The sequence below is a fragment of the Flavobacterium sp. genome, assembly GCF_041392005.1.
Classification (GTDB): Bacteria; Bacteroidota; Bacteroidia; order Flavobacteriales; family Flavobacteriaceae; genus Flavobacterium.
The window spans coordinates 1-16,994 of record NZ_JAWKMX010000028.1; the positions used below are offsets into that span (position 1 = coordinate 1).

Genomic DNA, 16,994 nt, shown 5'->3' on the forward strand with positions numbered 1-16,994 from the left:
ATATGATTGAACAAGCAAAAAGTAAAGATAAATATGAAAACCTAACTTTTTTGCAATTCGACTGCTTGGAAATTCATCAAACGTTTGGGCAAAATGAGTTTAATTTTTTGTTTTCAAACTTTGGTGGGCTAAATTGTTTGAGTAAAGAAGAATTGCTATCTTTTTTTGAAAACATTGGAATAATTTTGGAACAAAATTCAAAATTAGGCTTGATTATCATGCCGAAAAACACACTTTGGGAACAATTCTATTTTAGCTTAAAAGGAAAATTTTCGGAAGCTTTTAGACGAAAAAAAGAAAGTGTAAGAGCAACTGTTGCAACTGAAAGTATTGTTACTTTTTATTACAATCCAAAAGATATTGTAACTTTAGCAAAAAGAACTTTTAAGTGCATCGAATATAAACCCATTGGTTTTTTTATTCCGCCATCGTACTTAGAACCCTTTGTAAAGAAGCATCCGTTGGTTTTTAAAATTTTGAATAAACTAGATAATTGGATTAAAAACTGGTCTTTTCTTTCAAAATATGCCGATCATTATATAATCGTTTTAGAAAAAAAATGAGTTTACTTTTTACACATGCTTACTATTTATCCGATGATGTAAAAGAACAGAAGATAATGAAACCCTATCCGCCATTAGGGTTGTTGTATGTTTCGGCTTATTTAAAAAGTAAAAATATTGATAATGACGTTTTTGACACTACTTTTTCTTCTCAACAAAAACAGTTAAATTTTATTTTAGAAAAACAACCAAAAGTTATTTGTATTTATACCAATTTAATGACCAAAATTGAAGTTGTTAAACTGATTAAAATTCTAAAAACTGAAAAATACAATTACCCAAAAATTATTCTTGGCGGACCAGATGTTACTTATAATGTAGAAAATTATTTAAAAGCTGGAGCCGATTTTTTAGTCATAGGCGAAGGCGAAGAAACTACTTTTGAATTATACCAAACTATTCAAAACAATGGAAATTTTCATAAAGTTAACGGAATTGCTTTTTTGGAAAACAATAAAGTAATTCAAACTCAAGCAAGAGTAAAATTCAAAGAATTAGACGAATTACCTTTACCCAATAGAGAGGCTATTAATATGCAGCGTTATTTGGATACTTGGAAAAACAATCACGGAAAAAGTTCGATGACGATTTCTACACAACGCGGTTGCCCTTATACTTGCAAATGGTGCAGCACGGCTGTTTACGGGCAAAGTTACCGAAGAAGACCTGCCAATTTAGTGGCCGCCGAAATGAAAATGATAAAAGAAAACTACAATCCTGAGGCGTTGTGGTTTGTAGATGATGTTTTTACGGTAAGTCACAAATGGTTATTAGCTTTTAGAGAAGAAGTTTTGAAACAAGATGCGATAATTCCTTTTGAGTGTATTACGCGTGCTGAACGATTGAATGATGAAATTTTGGCATTACTAAAAGAAATCGGTTGTTTTAGAATTTGGATTGGAGCCGAAAGTGGTTCGCAAAAAATTATCGCCTTAATGGATAGACGTGTTGATGTGAATGTGGTTAAAGAAATGATTCAAAAAACCAATGCGATTGGCATAGAAACAGGAACGTTTATAATGCTCGGTTATCCTGAAGAAACCATTGAAGATATTAATGAAACTATTCACTATTTAAAAAAAGCTAAACCAACGCATTATACCATTACGGTTGCTTATCCTATAAAAGGAACGAGTTTGTATTATGAAGTTGAAAGTAAAATCAGCAATCAATTAAATTGGGAAACCTCAACCGATAGAGAAATTGAATTTAAACGAACCTATTCTAAAAAATTCTATAAATATGCCGTTAGTAAAGTGGTAAATGAAGTGGAATATTCTAGAAATAAAGGATTTAATTCGATAAAGTATAAAATAAAAGCAATAATAATAAATGGATTAATGAAAATTAACTTACTTTTTCATAAAGTAACAAATTAAAACCCATACTAATTAACGATAAAGAAGTTATATTTTTAAGTGATGAGGGAAGAGGAATTGGGTTTTATGATATTAGGAAAATTGGAATAAATTGATTGCATTTATTTATGTTTTCCCATCCTTATATTTATGGAATAGAAATCGTAAATTTGTTTAAATAGCATAATGAAAAAAAGTTGTTTTGGCTTTATTTAAATTTCAAAAAAATATGAAAAAATTTAATTATAATCCTTTTATTTTATTCATTCTAATCATTTTGGCATTGACATCTTCTTGTTCAAAAGATGATGAATTTACTAATTCTACATTACATTCTATTGAAGTATCAACTGGAACAATTTATCCAGAATTTAATCCTGAAATTAAAGACTATTACATTACTTCATTAAATACAATAAATGAAATTCAGGTTAAACTTAATGGGTTTGAATCTTACAAAACAATTTATATTAACAATATAAAAGCTACAAACTATATTACCAATATAAAATTAAATATAGGAGAAGATATCATCATTAAATATAATTCTTTTGATGATGAAGAAATAAAATATACCATTCATTATCTACCTGAGGAAATGCCAAAAATAAATGTAATCACAAAAAACAATCCTTCGGAAGGCTTTACTCTTATTAATATGTTTGAGTTGGCCCAAAATGGAACTAAAAATTATAGTTATATCTCGATTTTAAATAATGATGGTTTTCCAGTTTATTATAAAAAACTACCCTACAAAGCGGTAATCAATTTCAAATATTTTTTAACACCTGACAACCAAAAAAGGTTTAGTTATAATGTAAATGAGTTGGGGAAAACAATCATTATGAATGAACGTTTTGAAGAAATTAATCAACTACAAATCCTTCCTCATAATGGTCATAATAGTTTACCATTAGATAACCATGATTTTATATATTTAAACGACAACCATTTTATTATTCCTGGAATATTAGTTCGAGAAAATGTAAATATGACTGCTTACGGTGGAAGTTCAAGTGTAGATTTAACAGAAATTGTCATTCAAGAAATCCTTAATGATCAAGTAGTTTTTGAATGGAATTCTGCAGATTATCCTGAATTACTTGGAGCTACAGACCCAATTTATTACAGTCAATATGCAACCTCAGAAAAAGTAGATTATTTTCATTTCAACTCTATAGCAATAGACCCAAATGACCAAAATTTTGTTATTTCTGCTAGACATACTAATCAGATTTACAAAATAGATCGAACAAATGGAAACATTATTTGGCGTTTCGGAGGAAACAATGATGATTTTAACTTAACAAGCAATCAAATTATTTCTCATCCACACCATGCCACTATTTTAGATAATGGTCATTTGTTATTATTTGATAATGGAGTAACTAAAAACCCTCAAGAAAGTAGAATTGTAGAATATGAATTAAATGAAACTAATTTAACCGCCAATTTAGTTTATGAATATAAAGAAAATGGGCGTTATTCTGACATTATGGGATCAGCTCAAAAATTAAATAATGGTAATTATTTCATTGGCTGGGGAGGAAATATAACCTCACAAATTAATGCTAATAAATCAGATATTACTGAAATTGATACTAATGGAAACATTGTTTTAGATATTAGTTTTAGTAATAATCCTGATAGTTTTACGTATTCCTATAGAGCATTAAAATACAATATTAGTTTCTAATGAATAAAATTGTTATTTTCAATCCACGTAGTGCCAACAGTAAGCATCGCATTCCCAATTCTATTTTGCAAGTGGGTGCGTCAATTCATGGAAAATATGACTATGTTTTTGTAGATGGAAATTTAGAAGAAAATCCTTGGCAAACCATTGAAAATTATCTAAAATCGGGCGAATTCAAATATTTTGGTTCTACCGTAATGCCAGGACCACAATTGCGTCAAGCGATTCCATTTACCAAAAAAATCAAAGAACAATTTCCAGAAATTACAACCATTTGGGGTGGCTATTTTGCTTCTAATCAATACAAAGTTTGTTTGAATTCTGGCTATGTGGATTATATAATAAATGGCCCTGGAGACAATACTTTTCCTGAACTATTAAATACTTTAGAATCCAATAGTCTTGAAAATTTATCATCTATCAAAAATTTAATTTTCAAAAATGAAAATAATGAAATTATAAAAACGGCTGTTGAAGCGCTTTTAGATCAAGATACTTTACCAAAATTTCCTTACGAATATTTAAACTTCTTTTATCCTGTAAAAAATTATTTGGCAAAAACCTTTATGGGAAACAAAACCTTATCGTATCATTCCAGTATGGGTTGCCCGTTTTCATGTTCATTTTGTGCTGTTGTGCCTATTTATAATGCCAAATGGAAAGGAATGTCTGCCAATAGAATTTATGAAGATGTAAACTATTTCAAAGAAAAGTACAATATCGATGCCATAGAATTTCACGATAATAATTTCTTCACTTCTAAAAAGAGAGTTTTAGAATTTTCGGAATTGATTTTAAACGACAATATTTCGTATTGGGGTGAAGGTCGAATCGATACTATTAATTTATATAGTGATGAGGATTTAAAATTAATGCGAAAAGCAGGTTGCAAAATGATTTTTCTCGGCGCTGAAACAGGAAATGATGCCGTTTTAAAACAAATGAATAAAGGTGGCACACAAACCGGAAAAATGATTAAGGATTTTGTATTGCGAATGAAAAACGCTGATATTATTCCAGAATTGTCTTTTGTATTAGGAATGCCAGCAAAAACGGAAAAAGAAGTGTATGACCAAATTTTATGGGACATCAATTTTATTAAAGAAATAAAACAAATTAATCCGAATGCTGAAATAATCATTTATTTGTTTAGTCCAGTTCCAACAGAAGGTTCGGAGTTATACCAACAAATTTTAGACGCTGGATTTTCATTTCCAACACAATTAGAAGATTGGATTTCGCCTAGTTGGGAAAATTTCGATTTAAGAAAAAACCCATTAACACCTTGGTTAAAACCGTATATGATTGATACTATTAAAAATTTTGAAACCGTTTTAAATGGTTATTACCCTACAGTTTCCGATTTTAGAATACACGGTTGGAAGAAAAAATTATTACAAATTCCTTCTTCAATACGATACAAAACAGGATTTTATAAATTTCCTTACGAAATAAAGCTAATGCAAAAAATTTGGAAATACCGTCAACCCGAAATAGAGGGTTTTTATTCGGAATAATTCGCCATAAAACAATTAAAATTAAAAATGATGAATAGAATCAAATTTATTGTTTTATGGCAAATCAATTTTTTTAAATTGAGTAAATGAGAAATTTCATAAAAAAAATAACACATCCATTTTTAAAACTTGGTTTAAAATTATTTTATTTAAAACCAAGAAAATATTGTTATGAAAATATTTGTATAAAAGTACATCCTGATGTTTTTCCACCACATCTAACTTTTAGTACCAAAATTTTATTAGATTTTATTAAACCATTAAATTTAAAAGGAAAAACATTTTTAGAATTAGGCTGTGGTTCAGGTATAATTTCACTCTTGGCTTCAAAAAAAGGGGCAATTGTAACTGCAACAGATATCAATCGAACAGCACTTAATTATTTAGATAAAAATGCAGCAAAAAATAATCTTTTAGTAACAATTATTTTTTCTGATTTATTCGAATCCATTCCAAATTCAACTTTCGATTACATCATCATAAATCCACCTTATTATCCTAAAAAACCAAAAAATATAAAAGAAAATGCGTGGTTTTGTGGAGAACATTTTGAGTATTTTGAAAAATTATTTTCTCAATTACAAGATGTTGAGTGCAAAAACGTATTTATGATATTATCAGAAGATTGTAATATCGAAAAAATCAAATCCATTTCGAATAGAAATAATTTTTACCTTTCTAATATTCAAACAATTAAAAACAATTTTGAAGCCAATTATATTTTTAAAATTGTAATGAAATAATTTTTTTATCCAACTATTATTTAGATATTTGTCTAAATATATAATCGAAATTGAATACTGTTTTTAAAGCACTTAACGATGAAACCCGACGCGATATTCTTGAACTCTTGCGCAAAGGCGATTTATCTGCTGGCGAAATAGCGGATCATTTTAAAATATCGAAACCTAGTATTTCACACCATCTCGATTTATTAAAACAAGCCGACTTGGTTACTAGCGACAAGCAAGGGCAGTTTGTAATTTATTCTATTAATACCACTATTGTTGACGATATTTTAAAATGGTTGCTCACTTTAAAAAAATAAAACTATGAAAACATTAAGAAAAGAACTTCCATTTATCCTCATTATGCTGTTGCCCTTTATCTATTTGGCATACATTTGGAATAATTTACCCGAAAAAGTACCACTACACTGGAATGGCGCTGGGGAAATAGACCGTTGGGGAAGCAAAACCGAAATGCTTATTCCTATAGTATTGCTCATTTTTGTGCCTTATGTCATTTTTGCTTTTTTACCAAAACTAGACCCAAAAGGAAAACTCAACAAAATGGTAAACAAACTCAATCAACTTCGGTTTTTGTTTTCACTATTTATGTCGGTATTGGCAATTTTTATTATTTACAGCACGCAACAAACAGCTTCGAAACCTACTTTTGTTTTTGTTTTAATTGGTTTTTTGTTTGCTGTTTTAGGTAATTATTTCAAAACCATTCAACCCAATTATTTTATAGGAATTCGCACACCTTGGACATTAGAAAATGAAGAAGTTTGGAAAAAAACACATCTTTTAGGTGGAAAATTATGGTTTGCAGGCGGACTATTAATGGCTATTTCTTGTTTATGTATTAAAAATCCATTATCACTTTATATCTTTTTTAGCATAACCGCCGTTATAACACTTGTACCAATTGTATATTCGTATATTGAATTTAAAAAATTAAACGCGTAAATTATGAAAAAACTCTTTTTACTTCTAGCATTTGTAGTTACCACTTCCATTGTAGCACAAGATAAGTTTGAAAAAATAGATAGCTACCTTAACTATTTGTACCAAAACAATAAGTTTATGGGTAGTCTTTGCATTCGCGAAGGCGAAAATGTAGTTTTTAACAATGCTTATGGCTACGCCGATGTTGATAAAAATATAACCGCCGACCGATTAACAAAATATAAAATTGGTTCCATAAGCAAAACTTTTACAGCTGTTATGATTTTACAATTAGTTGAAGAACGCAAATTAAGATTAGACACCAAACTTAAACGTTTTTTCCCAAAAGTAGCAAAAGCCGATAGTATTGCAATTTCCGATTTACTGTATCAACGCACAGGTATTCCCGATTATATAAATCATGATAGTTTAACTACTGCAGAATTACAATCTGAAAATTTAAAAGAAACCATCTATAAAAAAATTGAAAACTACGAACTGCGCTTTGGTGTAGGAACACAATTTGAATATAGTAATTCCAACTATTATTTATTAGGCGGAATAATCGAAAAAATAACTGGAAAATCATTTGCCGAAAATCTTCAGGAACGCATTTGTAAAAAAATAAATTTAGCAAACACTTACTACACTACAAACGAAATTAATACTGCCGAAAATGAAAGTTATTCGTATTTGTTTTTAGATGATAAATGGATAAAAACCGAAGAATGGAAAAATGAAATTGCTTTTGCTGCTGGCGCTATTATTGCCACGCCTGCCGATTTAACTAAATTTATGTATGAGTTATTTAACGGAAATTTAATCACTAAAAAATCGTTAGAAGTAATGACAACCATAAAAAATGGTTACGGTGCTGGTCTTTTAGTTGCACCTTTTGGCGATAGAAAATTTTACACACACACCGGCGGAATTGAAAACTTTCGTTCGGTTGTAGGCTACAATGTAAACGAAAAATTAAGCATTTCTCTAATTGTTAATGGCGATAATTATAATAGAAATGATATTATGATAGCTGTTTTAAGTATGTATTATAAAATGCCGTTTCCGTTTCCAAACTTCGAAAAAATTAGCCCCGAATTAATAAAAACCTATATTGGCACTTATAGTTCAAAAGAACTTCCATTACAATTAACTATTTTTGAAAACAACGGCGAGCTACAAGCACAAGCTACTGGGCAAAGTGCTTTTGCCCTAACCATGCAAAATGAAAAAACATTTGTTTTTTTACCAGCAAGAATTGAAATTACTTTTATAGAAAATGGTTTAGTGCTAAAACAAAGCGGAATGAAATTTAACTTTACTAAAGAAAACCCTTAAAATAATGGCATAAAACACCATTATATTCTTTTAGTAGAATCGCGATGACGCAATTCTGTTTTAATAACTACTGTTTGCGGTTTGTAAAACTCGGCATTGTTATCTTTTATTTGATTTAACAATAATTGTGTTGCTTTTAAACCTATTTCTGGCGCGTGCTGACTTACTGTAGATAAACTTGGCGTTAACCTGCGCGACCATAAGCCATCTGCAAAACCAATAATCATTAAATCTTGAGGTATTTTGTAACCTATTTGCACAGCATACTTCATTGCAATAGTAGCAGCGTGTTCATCAATGGCAAAAATGGCATCAGTTGCTTTTGTTTTAAGTAAAGCCATTACTTTTTCATTAAAAGAATTTATATCTTCGTCTATAATAATTAAATTATCTTCCAATGGTATTTTTGCGTTTTGTAAGGCTTTTTGATAACCTTCTTTTCTCAGTTTTCCTACGCTTAAATTGTCAATCATAGACAAACAGGCTATTCGTTTGGCACCATTAGTAAGCAAATAATTAGTGGCATTAAATGCCGAATCAAAATCATCAACTACAACTTTATCACAATTTAAACTTTCTGCTACCCTATCAAACATAACAATTGGTGTACCACTAGAAAGAATTGTTTTAAAATGAGAAAAATCTTGTTCTTTTTGAGTTTCCTCAGCTATTGCAATAATAAAACCATCTATTAAACCATTATTTAACATTTCCATCATTTGCTTTTCTTTTTGCAACGACTCATTAGAAATAACCGCTAAAACATTAAATCCTTGTTTTATAGCTTCCTGCTCAATTCCACTAAAAACTTTTGCAAAAAACGGATTTAAAATATTTGGTATTAATACACCTATGGTATTGGTCCGTTGATTTTTTAAATTACGTGCTAAAGTATTGGGTTTATAATTATTAAGTGCTGCAAATTCTAAAACTCTTTTTTTAGTAGCTTCACCTATTTCGGGGCTATCGCTTAATGCTTTTGAAACCGTAGAAACCGAAACATTTAACTCTTTAGCAATATCTTTTAACGTAACTTTTGCTTTCATCTTTTATAATTATAACACCGTTTTAAGCATCAAATATACTACATATAAAATAATTAATTACAAGCAATTTGCAAAATCAATAAATAATTGTACTTTTGCACTCCCTTAATTGGGAATGGAATGTTTAATTTAAATTAATTATTGTGAACACATTAAGCTACAAAACGGTATCGGCAAACAAGGCTACTGTAGATAAACAGTGGATTGTTGTAGATGCTGAAGGTCAGAATTTGGGTCGCTTTGCTTCAAAAGTTGCAGTACTTTTAAGAGGTAAAAACAAACCAAATTACACGCCGCATGTTGATTGTGGAGATAACGTAATTGTTATTAACGCAGAAAAAATCAACCTTACTGGTAACAAGCTAGACGACAAAATTTATATGCGTCATACAGGTTACCCAGGAGGACAAAGAACTTTAACCGCTAAAGAGCAACAGCAAAAAAATCCTGCTGTTTTAGTGGAAAAAGCTGTAAAAGGAATGTTGCCTAAAAACAAATTAGGTGCGGCATTATTCCGTAATTTGAATGTATATGTAGGTTCAGAGCACAAACACGAAGCTCAAAAACCTAAAACTGTAAACGTAAACGAAATTAAGTAATGGGAGTTATTCACAAAATCGGTAGAAGAAAATGTGCTGTTGCACGTGTTTATCTAACTGAAGGTACAGGAAAAATCACTGTAAACAAAAGAGAATTCGCAAACTACTTCCCTACACCAACATTACAGTACAAAGTTATGCAACCTTTAGCAATGACTGAAAATGCAGAAAACTTTGACGTTAAAATTAATGTGTATGGTGGCGGTTCAACTGGTCAAGCAGAAGCTGTACGTATGGCTATTGCTAGAGCAATGTGTGAAGTAGATGCAGAAAACAGATTAGTTTTAAAACCAGAAGGATTGTTAACAAGAGATCCTCGTATGGTAGAACGTAAGAAATTTGGTCAGAAAAAAGCACGTAAGAAATTCCAATTCTCGAAACGTTAATTTTACCAAAATCGTTCATTTTTTATTATTAAATTTAAAAACAAAGTTGTCGTTATTTCTTTCTAATGAAGAGAAATTAGTTTAGCATCTAAATGGGTTGTAAAAAGTTAGAAGTTAAAAGTTAGAAGTTAGAAGTTCAAAAGGAACCATTAACCCATAACCATTAACCCATAACCTAAAAACACATTGCTAATCAACGGAACGTAAACTATTACAAAATGGCAAATAACATAGAAGTTAAAGACTTATTAGAGGCTGGCGTTCATTTCGGACACATGACTCGCAAGTGGGATCCAAATATGGCACCATATATTTATATGGAACGTAATGGAATCCACATTATCAACTTATACAAAACTGTAGCTAAAATAGAAGAAGCTAACGAAGCATTAAAGAAAATTGCCGCTTCGGGTAGAAAAATACTTTTTGTAGCTACAAAAAAACAAGCTAAAGACATAGTTGCCGAAAAAGCAGCTGCATGTAACATGCCTTACATCACAGAAAGATGGCCTGGTGGTATGTTAACAAACTTCGTTACGATTCGTAAAGCTGTTAAGAAAATGGCTTCGATTGACCGAATGAAGAAAGACGGAACATTTAACACCCTTTCTAAGAAAGAACGTTTACAAGTTGACCGTTTACGAGCTAAGTTAGAAAAAAACTTAGGTTCAATTGCAGACATGACACGTCTTCCTGCGGCTTTATTTGTAGTTGATGTGAAAGCAGAACATATCGCAATAAAAGAAGCTCAAAAATTAAACATTCCAGTTTTTGCAATGGTAGATACAAACTCGGACCCACGTCCTATTGATTTTGTGATACCTGCAAATGATGATGCTTCTAAATCGATTGATAAAATTTTATCATTAGTATCAAATGCAATTGTTGAAGGTTTACAAGACCGTAAAGCAGATAAAGATGATGCTAAAGACGAAGAAACTAAAGAAGTAGCAAAATCTAAAAAAGAAGAAGCTACACCTGAAAATTAATTATTGTAATTCCAAAAGTAAATTCCAAACTCCTACTATTTAACAATAGCTTAATTATGGAATTTGGAATTTGTCTTCTGGAATTTTTACTTTTAAAAAAAATAAAATTATGGCAAATATAACTGCTGCAGACGTAAATAAATTAAGACAAACTACTGGCGCTGGTATGATGGACTGTAAAAAAGCCCTAGTAGAAGCCGATGGTGATTTTGATAAAGCAATTGAAATTCTTAGAAAAAAAGGACAAAAAGTTGCTGCTAATCGTTCAGATAGAGAATCTACCGAAGGTGCTGCTATTGCTGTAGTAAACGCAGACAAAACAGCCGGTGTAGTAATTACTTTAAACTGCGAAACCGACTTCGTAGGTAAAAACGAAGGTTTCGTAAAATTAGCTACCGATTTTGCTAACCAAGCTTTAAACTATGCCGATAAAGATAGCTTCTTAGCTTCAGATTTTGGTGGTATTACAGTTGCTGAAAAATTAATTGAGCAAACTGGTGTAATTGGTGAAAAAATAGAAATTGGTTCTTTCGAAAAACTTGAAGGCGCTTTTATTGGTTCTTACATTCACGCGGGTAATAAAATTGCTACTTTAGTAGCCTTATCTGCTAATGTTGATGGCGCAGAAGAAGCTGCAAAAAATGTAGCTATGCAAGCTGCAGCTATGAACCCAATTGCGCTAAACGAAGAAGGAGTTGATGCTGCTATTATTGAAAAAGAAATTGAAATTGCTAAAGATCAATTACGTGCAGAAGGTAAACCAGAAGCTATGTTAGATAATATTGCTAAAGGTAAAATTCAACGTTTTTACAAAGACAACACATTAGTAAACCAAGATTATATTAAAGATGGTTCAATGAGTGTTGCTGCTTATGTAAAATCAGTTGACGGTGGTTTAACTGTAACTGGTTTTAAAAGAGTTGCTTTAGGATAAGTAATTTTCTTATCTATATAAACTAAAAACTCGCTAAATGGCGAGTTTTTTTTATGCTATAAACATTCTTAGTAACGAATTAGAATAATTTAAAATTAAGCACCTAAAACAATTAAAAAAATATTGTTTTAATATGTTTTTTCAATCGAAAATAAATTTAAATGTAATATAATTTTATTGAAATAAGCATACTAATAAAGCAATAGTAAAACAAAATTTTACGGTTTTTAGCTAATAAAAAAAGGCCTAACAAATAATGTTAGACCTTTAGTTTATTTATATACTAATTAAAGTATTATTTTACTACTAATTTACGTGTAGCTGTTTTGCCTTCTTCTGTAATTTTTACAATGTAAACACCGCTGTTTAAACCAGAAATATTTATTTGATTGTTAATTACGCTTGTATTAGCAACTCTTTTTCCTAAAACGTCAAATATTTGAACACTCATAGCACCGTTATTAGAAGATGTTATGTTTAAAACGTTTCCACTTACAGGGTTTGGATATAATGTTAAACCATTAATACCGTTAAAAGCTTTTGTAGTTAATGTAAATGTACCTACTGGAACCGCAGCAGTAATGAAAGCACAAGTATTATTAGGGCTTGCAAAAGCAGCATTTCCTCCATAAGTAAATGTACTGCTATCAAAAGTACCACCATTAGCAACAACTCCGTTGTTTCTCTTAGCATAACTATCTTGATAGCACCAAGCGGCTGAATAATCATTAACTGGTAAATCTAGTGGGTCTCCAAATTGATCCATTACAGAAACTAAATTACCTGCAGTTCCTGGAGCATCGTAAAGAGCTACTCTATATGCGTCGTTTCCATTTCCATTAGGAAGACTTGTTAAACCTGCAGCTGGAGTAGCAGAAGGATACATTTCAGTAAAAGTTGTTTCTCCTGCACCTACTAAATAAATAAAAGAATCGGTTACTGTACCTAAAGCCGTTAAATCGCAACCTGTATTCCAAGAAATTGAAGCAGCATCTGCAGCTCCATTAGATTCTGTTTGCAATCTATAATTTGTTAAATCAACTGTTCCGCTTACATACAGTTCTACTAATTTAGGATTAGAAGAACCACTTGATCCTGCACAACCGTCTGAGGGTAAAGTTCCATCAATAACTGTTGTAATAACAACACTTTGACCAAAAGTAAATGCTGTTGCTAATAATGTTAAAAAGTAAAGTTTTTTCATTTTTTTCATTTTAAATTTCTATACAAAAGTAACAAGAATTATTGAAATTCGTTATGTTTTTACTGTAAAAAAATTGTTAAGCCTTTGGTAAATTGCTTAATTAACAATAAGTTTTCTAGAAACCGAAACTTCGTTTTCTCTAATTTTTACAATATAAACCCCTGTGTTTAATGCGCCTATATTAATTTCTTTGTTAAGCGTTGTAGCTTCTAAAACTTTTTTACCTAAAACGTCGAAAATTTCAACTTTTTTTTCGGTATTTGATTTGGAATTAATATAAATTTTACCCGTATTTACAGGGTTAGGATAAATGGTTAGCCCTTCAATAGAAGATTGTTCTTGCTTTTTACCGTCTTGTGCTTGTACACTAAACGATAAAAAGAGAATAAAAAATAATATATAAAAGTATTTTTGTTGCATAGTGGCTCTTAACTTATGGTAAAGATACATTTTTTTAAATACAAAAGTAGTGCCAAACAAAAAAATCCACTTATAAAGTGGATTTTTAACAAGAATTTTATAGGCTTGTCCTTTTTAGAAGCTATAGCCTGTCCAAGCTAACACCGTAATATTTGCGCCACCTGTTGTTGCAGAAGCAGCATTAATAGTTGCATTATTTACACCTACTTTATTGTCGTTTACATCTAAATTTACACCTGTACCCGCAATAGTAATGGTAGTACCTGTTGCAGCATCGCCTTTGGTATCGGTACAATCTACAAAATCGGCAGGAGCAGGAGCATTATTACCTAACGATACAAAAGCATTGGTTATTATTGCACCACTTCCTCTTCTAATTTTAATAATATCGCTTAACTCTACAATTGAATTTGAAACAATAGTTAAATTAGTTACAGTAGCATTCGATTGTCCTGATTGTGTAGGTGCATTACCGTCTAAATTTCCGTCGGCTTCTATACCTCTTGGGTCTGAGGTTACATCGTTAAAACCTTCTTCTCTTATTGCATAAGCATTATCTATTGTACCCATATAACCTTGTGTCCAATCAATCATATCGTCTTTAGCGTTTACTACTAATAAATTGGTTACATTTACTGTTCCACCAAAAAACTCAATGGCATCGTCATCGCCATACAGAGAAGCAATGTTATTAATGGTAGTTGCATTACCTACGCCATAAAGAGTAAGTCCGTTAAATTCTTTTTCGCCATTAATTCTAGCGCCTGTATATTCTATAATTACATACGAAAGAATACCCGAATTATCGGCATTGTTTGTACCACCATAAACATAATCTACCACCTCGGTAATAGCAGTTCCACCGCCACTTATAGGTGCATAACCCATAAGTAAAACACCACCCCAATCGCCCGATCTTGGGTTTCCAGAATTTGAAGTAAATAAAATAGGATTTGTAGCTGTTCCTTCAGCATCAATTTTAGCACCTTGTTCTACTGCTACATAAACATCGGTTCCACCTGGTCTTGCTTTAATAATAGCACCAGGTTCAATAGTTAAGGTGTAACCATTTTTTACCACTAAAGCACCATCTAAAATGTACGTTCCTGCTACTAGCGTAATATTCCCTTCAATATTTCCTTTTAAAGCAGAAGCATTAAAATCTGGATCGGTTAATGATGTAATTACGCCATCTCCACCACTTGGTGATGGTGATTTAGAAATGTCGTCGCTACTACATGCTACAAATGATGCTGTAGCAATTGAAAGCATTACAATTTTTTTGATTGCGTTCATAATTTAAATATTTAATAGTTAGAAAATAAATAGTTGTTTTTTTTATAAGTTCCAATTAAGACCAAAACTGATAAACATACCTTTTTTATAGCTTTGTACAACAGATGCTGTAGTAACGCCATCTTTTGTAGTGTCTTGTGTTAGTCTGTATTTAGGGTTTAATAGGTTTTTTAGAGCTAGATTTAAGGTTAATTTGTTTTTAACAAACTCGAATTTGTTCACAAAATCTAATGTGGGAACACTCTTTTCAATAATATTTTCATTTTCAGAAGTTCCTATTGAATATACTTTATCGTAGAAATAATTAAATACTAAAGTAGAAGTTAGTGCGTTTTTTTCGCTTTTAAAATTGTAGCTAATGTCTGAGTTAATTAATAGAGGTGTTGCACCTTGAAGCTTACTTTTTTCGTTTGTAAATAAAACCGTTATATTATCGCTGTCGGTATCGCTATTTTTTTGTTCCGAATATAAATATGACATATTTAAACCAAATGATAAATCGTTAGCATTTTCACTCTCTTCGGTTGCAAAACTATAAAGTGTTTTTCTAGCTTCTAGCTCGGCTCCTGTTACAAAAGCACTTTCCGAATTTACATACGACAATTCATTAGCTGCCGAGGCTACTCGAATTCTGTTAATTGGATCTTGAATATATTTATAGAAGCCACCTAACGAGATTAATTCTGTTTTCGAGAAAAACCAATCGTATTTTACATCTACATTATAATTTGTTGAAGGAATTAAATATGGATTTCCAAATTCTGAAAAGTTAACATCTTCATATAAAAATGCTGCGTTTTCTTTAAATTGTGGCAAAGTATATGTTTGGCTTGCAGCAAAACGCAATGCTTTATCGTCGTTTATAGAATATTTAGCGTTTACACTTGGCAACAAATATGTTTTGTCAATTTTAGCTGGATCTGTGGTTAAATTATTTACGCTACTCGAAATGTTAGTATCCCAATTAATTAGTTGTTCAATATTTTCGAATCGTAAACCCGCTTGAAAAATTAATTTTTCTGAAACCGGATACGTAAACTGTGTATAACCGCCTACAATGGTACGATCGGCTATGTAATAATAGGGATTAAATGCAGTTGATGGATCGTAACCTCTACCTGTTTCTAAATAAAAAATATTGTTGTTTAAATTTTCTTGGTTAAAAACAGCCTCAGGATTATCAATATCTACCGCTACATTATTACTAGGAAAATCGTAGTTAAACTGAATCGATTGAAAAGTTCTTTGTGTATTTCTAAAATTAGCTCCTACAATAAGTGTTTTTTGCAATTCGCTTTCTGGGTTAAAAACATAACTTCCTTCTAATTTACCCACTACATCATCTTCATCTAATATTGAAAAGAAACGATGGTTTAATGCCGATGAATTTGTTCCTACATAATATTGTCCGTTTCGGTAATCGTACGAATTTGTTTTTCTATCGGGTTCTGAGCCTCTTATAACATTATAACCTGCGCTAGCATTAACGTTTATTTTTTCTGAAAATTTATAATCGAAAAGTAATTGATTAACCCATAAATTATTGTTGTTTACTTGTTGTCTTCTTATAAAAGAGTTAGTCGCCTCGTCGTTATCGTTTACATTTGTTGTATAACCATTGTAATCGCCTACGGTTTGTGCGTTATCGTGCACAAGTACGGTGTTATAGGCTATACTTTTTCCAGAACCAAAACGATATTTTGCATTTCCTAAAAAGGTTTGCGAAGCTTTATATTCTGAAGACATAAAATCCATATCTACACCTTTTCCACCTTCAGAATTTACCGAAGCCACTTTACCCTCTTTATATAAAAACTCACTACTAGAAGTAACTACCGCAAAAAGCGATACCGATTGCTCTTCGTTTTCGCCCATATAAAATTTACCGCCACCCGAAACTGAGAAGTTTGTATTTAAAGTATTATTTTGAACCAACGGCTTAAACGAAGTATCAAAATTTAAACTGTTTAAATTT

Annotated in this window: 17 protein-coding genes; 12 read left to right on the forward strand and 5 right to left on the reverse strand. The window is 31.0% G+C overall.

From position 1 onward, the window contains the following. The 8 genes from R2808_RS10310 to R2808_RS10345 all read left to right on the forward strand — a co-directional run. Positions 1 to 563 (forward strand): class I SAM-dependent methyltransferase (locus R2808_RS10310; protein WP_371270919.1); only part of this gene is annotated, 563 nt, incomplete at its 5' end. Next, a complete protein-coding gene (locus tag R2808_RS10315) occupies positions 560 to 1,942 on the forward strand; it encodes a radical SAM protein (RefSeq protein WP_371270920.1) in 1,383 nt (460 codons plus the stop codon). The genes R2808_RS10310 and R2808_RS10315, both read left to right, overlap by 4 nt. A 208-nt stretch (positions 1,943 to 2,150) precedes the next feature. Continuing rightward, on the forward strand, positions 2,151 to 3,617 hold the full coding sequence (locus R2808_RS10320; RefSeq protein ID WP_371270921.1) for an aryl-sulfate sulfotransferase: 1,467 nt from the start codon (positions 2,151 to 2,153) through the stop codon (positions 3,615 to 3,617). Then, on the forward strand, positions 3,617 to 5,134 hold the full coding sequence (locus tag R2808_RS10325; RefSeq protein WP_371270922.1) for a radical SAM protein: 1,518 nt from the start codon (positions 3,617 to 3,619) through the stop codon (positions 5,132 to 5,134). The genes R2808_RS10320 and R2808_RS10325 overlap by 1 nt, the downstream gene beginning before the upstream one ends. Positions 5,135 to 5,220: 86 nt before the next feature. Beyond that, positions 5,221 to 5,877 (forward strand): methyltransferase, encoded by a 657-nt coding sequence (locus tag R2808_RS10330; RefSeq protein WP_371270923.1) that lies wholly within the window; start codon positions 5,221 to 5,223, stop codon positions 5,875 to 5,877. Between the two features lie 50 nt (positions 5,878 to 5,927). After that, complete coding sequence (locus R2808_RS10335) at positions 5,928 to 6,182, forward strand: autorepressor SdpR family transcription factor (protein ID WP_371270924.1); 255 nt, start codon at positions 5,928 to 5,930, stop codon at positions 6,180 to 6,182. Positions 6,183 to 6,186: 4 nt separating this feature from the next. Continuing rightward, positions 6,187 to 6,828: an SdpI family protein gene (locus tag R2808_RS10340; protein WP_371270925.1), complete on the forward strand. Its 642-nt coding sequence runs from the start codon at positions 6,187 to 6,189 to the stop codon at positions 6,826 to 6,828. A 3-nt stretch (positions 6,829 to 6,831) separates the two neighbouring features. Next, positions 6,832 to 8,145, forward strand: coding sequence for a serine hydrolase domain-containing protein (locus R2808_RS10345; protein ID WP_371270926.1), 1,314 nt, complete (start codon positions 6,832 to 6,834; stop codon positions 8,143 to 8,145). Positions 8,146 to 8,165: 20 nt separating this feature from the next. Here the strand turns inward: R2808_RS10345 and R2808_RS10350 are convergent, their stop codons facing one another. Then, the gene (locus tag R2808_RS10350; protein ID WP_371270927.1) at positions 8,166 to 9,191 is read right to left on the reverse strand and encodes a LacI family DNA-binding transcriptional regulator; all 1,026 of its coding nucleotides are present in this window, start codon (positions 9,189 to 9,191) and stop codon (positions 8,166 to 8,168) included. A 143-nt stretch (positions 9,192 to 9,334) separates the two neighbouring features. On the opposite strand from R2808_RS10350, the gene rplM reads away from it, so the two are divergent. The 4 genes from rplM to tsf all read left to right on the forward strand — a co-directional run bounded on the left by rplM (position 9,335) and on the right by tsf (position 12,099). Beyond that, positions 9,335 to 9,790: a 50S ribosomal protein L13 gene (rplM, locus tag R2808_RS10355; protein ID WP_371270928.1), complete on the forward strand. Its 456-nt coding sequence runs from the start codon at positions 9,335 to 9,337 to the stop codon at positions 9,788 to 9,790. After that, on the forward strand, positions 9,790 to 10,176 hold the full coding sequence (gene rpsI, locus R2808_RS10360) for a 30S ribosomal protein S9 (protein ID WP_371270930.1): 387 nt from the start codon (positions 9,790 to 9,792) through the stop codon (positions 10,174 to 10,176). Before rplM ends, rpsI begins: the two co-directional genes overlap by 1 nt. Positions 10,177 to 10,394: 218 nt before the next feature. Further along, complete coding sequence (gene rpsB / locus R2808_RS10365; RefSeq protein ID WP_371270932.1) at positions 10,395 to 11,165, forward strand: 30S ribosomal protein S2; 771 nt, start codon at positions 10,395 to 10,397, stop codon at positions 11,163 to 11,165. Positions 11,166 to 11,274: 109 nt separating this feature from the next. Further along, positions 11,275 to 12,099, forward strand: a complete 825-nt coding sequence (tsf, locus tag R2808_RS10370; protein ID WP_371270933.1) for a translation elongation factor Ts — start codon at positions 11,275 to 11,277, stop codon at positions 12,097 to 12,099. 295 nt (positions 12,100 to 12,394) lie between these two features. Here the strand turns inward: tsf and R2808_RS10375 are convergent, their stop codons facing one another. The 4 genes from R2808_RS10375 to R2808_RS10390 form a co-directional block, all read right to left on the reverse strand. Next, positions 12,395 to 13,303 carry a T9SS type A sorting domain-containing protein gene (locus R2808_RS10375; RefSeq protein WP_371270934.1) on the reverse strand — a complete coding sequence of 303 codons (909 nt, stop codon included), beginning with the start codon at positions 13,301 to 13,303 and terminating at the stop codon, positions 12,395 to 12,397. A gap of 96 nt (positions 13,304 to 13,399) precedes the next feature. Next, positions 13,400 to 13,753, reverse strand: coding sequence for a T9SS type A sorting domain-containing protein (locus R2808_RS10380; protein ID WP_371270935.1), 354 nt, complete (start codon positions 13,751 to 13,753; stop codon positions 13,400 to 13,402). A gap of 84 nt (positions 13,754 to 13,837) precedes the next feature. Further along, a complete protein-coding gene (locus R2808_RS10385; protein ID WP_371270936.1) occupies positions 13,838 to 15,019 on the reverse strand; it encodes a hypothetical protein in 1,182 nt (393 codons plus the stop codon). A gap of 42 nt (positions 15,020 to 15,061) precedes the next feature. Further along, a partial coding sequence (locus R2808_RS10390) for a TonB-dependent receptor plug domain-containing protein (RefSeq protein ID WP_371270937.1) occupies positions 15,062 to 16,994 on the reverse strand: 1,933 nt, incomplete at its 5' end.

What these genes read in the sequence shown, in the direction of transcription:
- R2808_RS10315 (WP_371270920.1), top strand. Translation starts at nt 560, where the DNA reads ATGAGTTTACTTTTTACACATGCTTACTATTTATCCGATGATGTAAAA.
- R2808_RS10320 (WP_371270921.1), top strand. Translation starts at nt 2,151, where the DNA reads ATGAAAAAATTTAATTATAATCCTTTTATTTTATTCATTCTAATCATT.
- R2808_RS10325 (WP_371270922.1), top strand. Translation starts at nt 3,617, where the DNA reads ATGAATAAAATTGTTATTTTCAATCCACGTAGTGCCAACAGTAAGCAT.
- R2808_RS10330 (WP_371270923.1), top strand. Translation starts at nt 5,221, where the DNA reads ATGAGAAATTTCATAAAAAAAATAACACATCCATTTTTAAAACTTGGT.
- R2808_RS10340 (WP_371270925.1), top strand. Translation starts at nt 6,187, where the DNA reads ATGAAAACATTAAGAAAAGAACTTCCATTTATCCTCATTATGCTGTTG.
- R2808_RS10345 (WP_371270926.1), top strand. Translation starts at nt 6,832, where the DNA reads ATGAAAAAACTCTTTTTACTTCTAGCATTTGTAGTTACCACTTCCATT.
- R2808_RS10350 (WP_371270927.1), bottom strand. Translation starts at nt 9,191, where the DNA reads ATGAAAGCAAAAGTTACGTTAAAAGATATTGCTAAAGAGTTAAATGTT.
- rpsI (WP_371270930.1), top strand. Translation starts at nt 9,790, where the DNA reads ATGGGAGTTATTCACAAAATCGGTAGAAGAAAATGTGCTGTTGCACGT.
- rpsB (WP_371270932.1), top strand. Translation starts at nt 10,395, where the DNA reads ATGGCAAATAACATAGAAGTTAAAGACTTATTAGAGGCTGGCGTTCAT.
- tsf (WP_371270933.1), top strand. Translation starts at nt 11,275, where the DNA reads ATGGCAAATATAACTGCTGCAGACGTAAATAAATTAAGACAAACTACT.
- R2808_RS10375 (WP_371270934.1), bottom strand. Translation starts at nt 13,303, where the DNA reads ATGAAAAAACTTTACTTTTTAACATTATTAGCAACAGCATTTACTTTT.
- R2808_RS10380 (WP_371270935.1), bottom strand. Translation starts at nt 13,753, where the DNA reads ATGTATCTTTACCATAAGTTAAGAGCCACTATGCAACAAAAATACTTT.
- R2808_RS10385 (WP_371270936.1), bottom strand. Translation starts at nt 15,019, where the DNA reads ATGAACGCAATCAAAAAAATTGTAATGCTTTCAATTGCTACAGCATCA.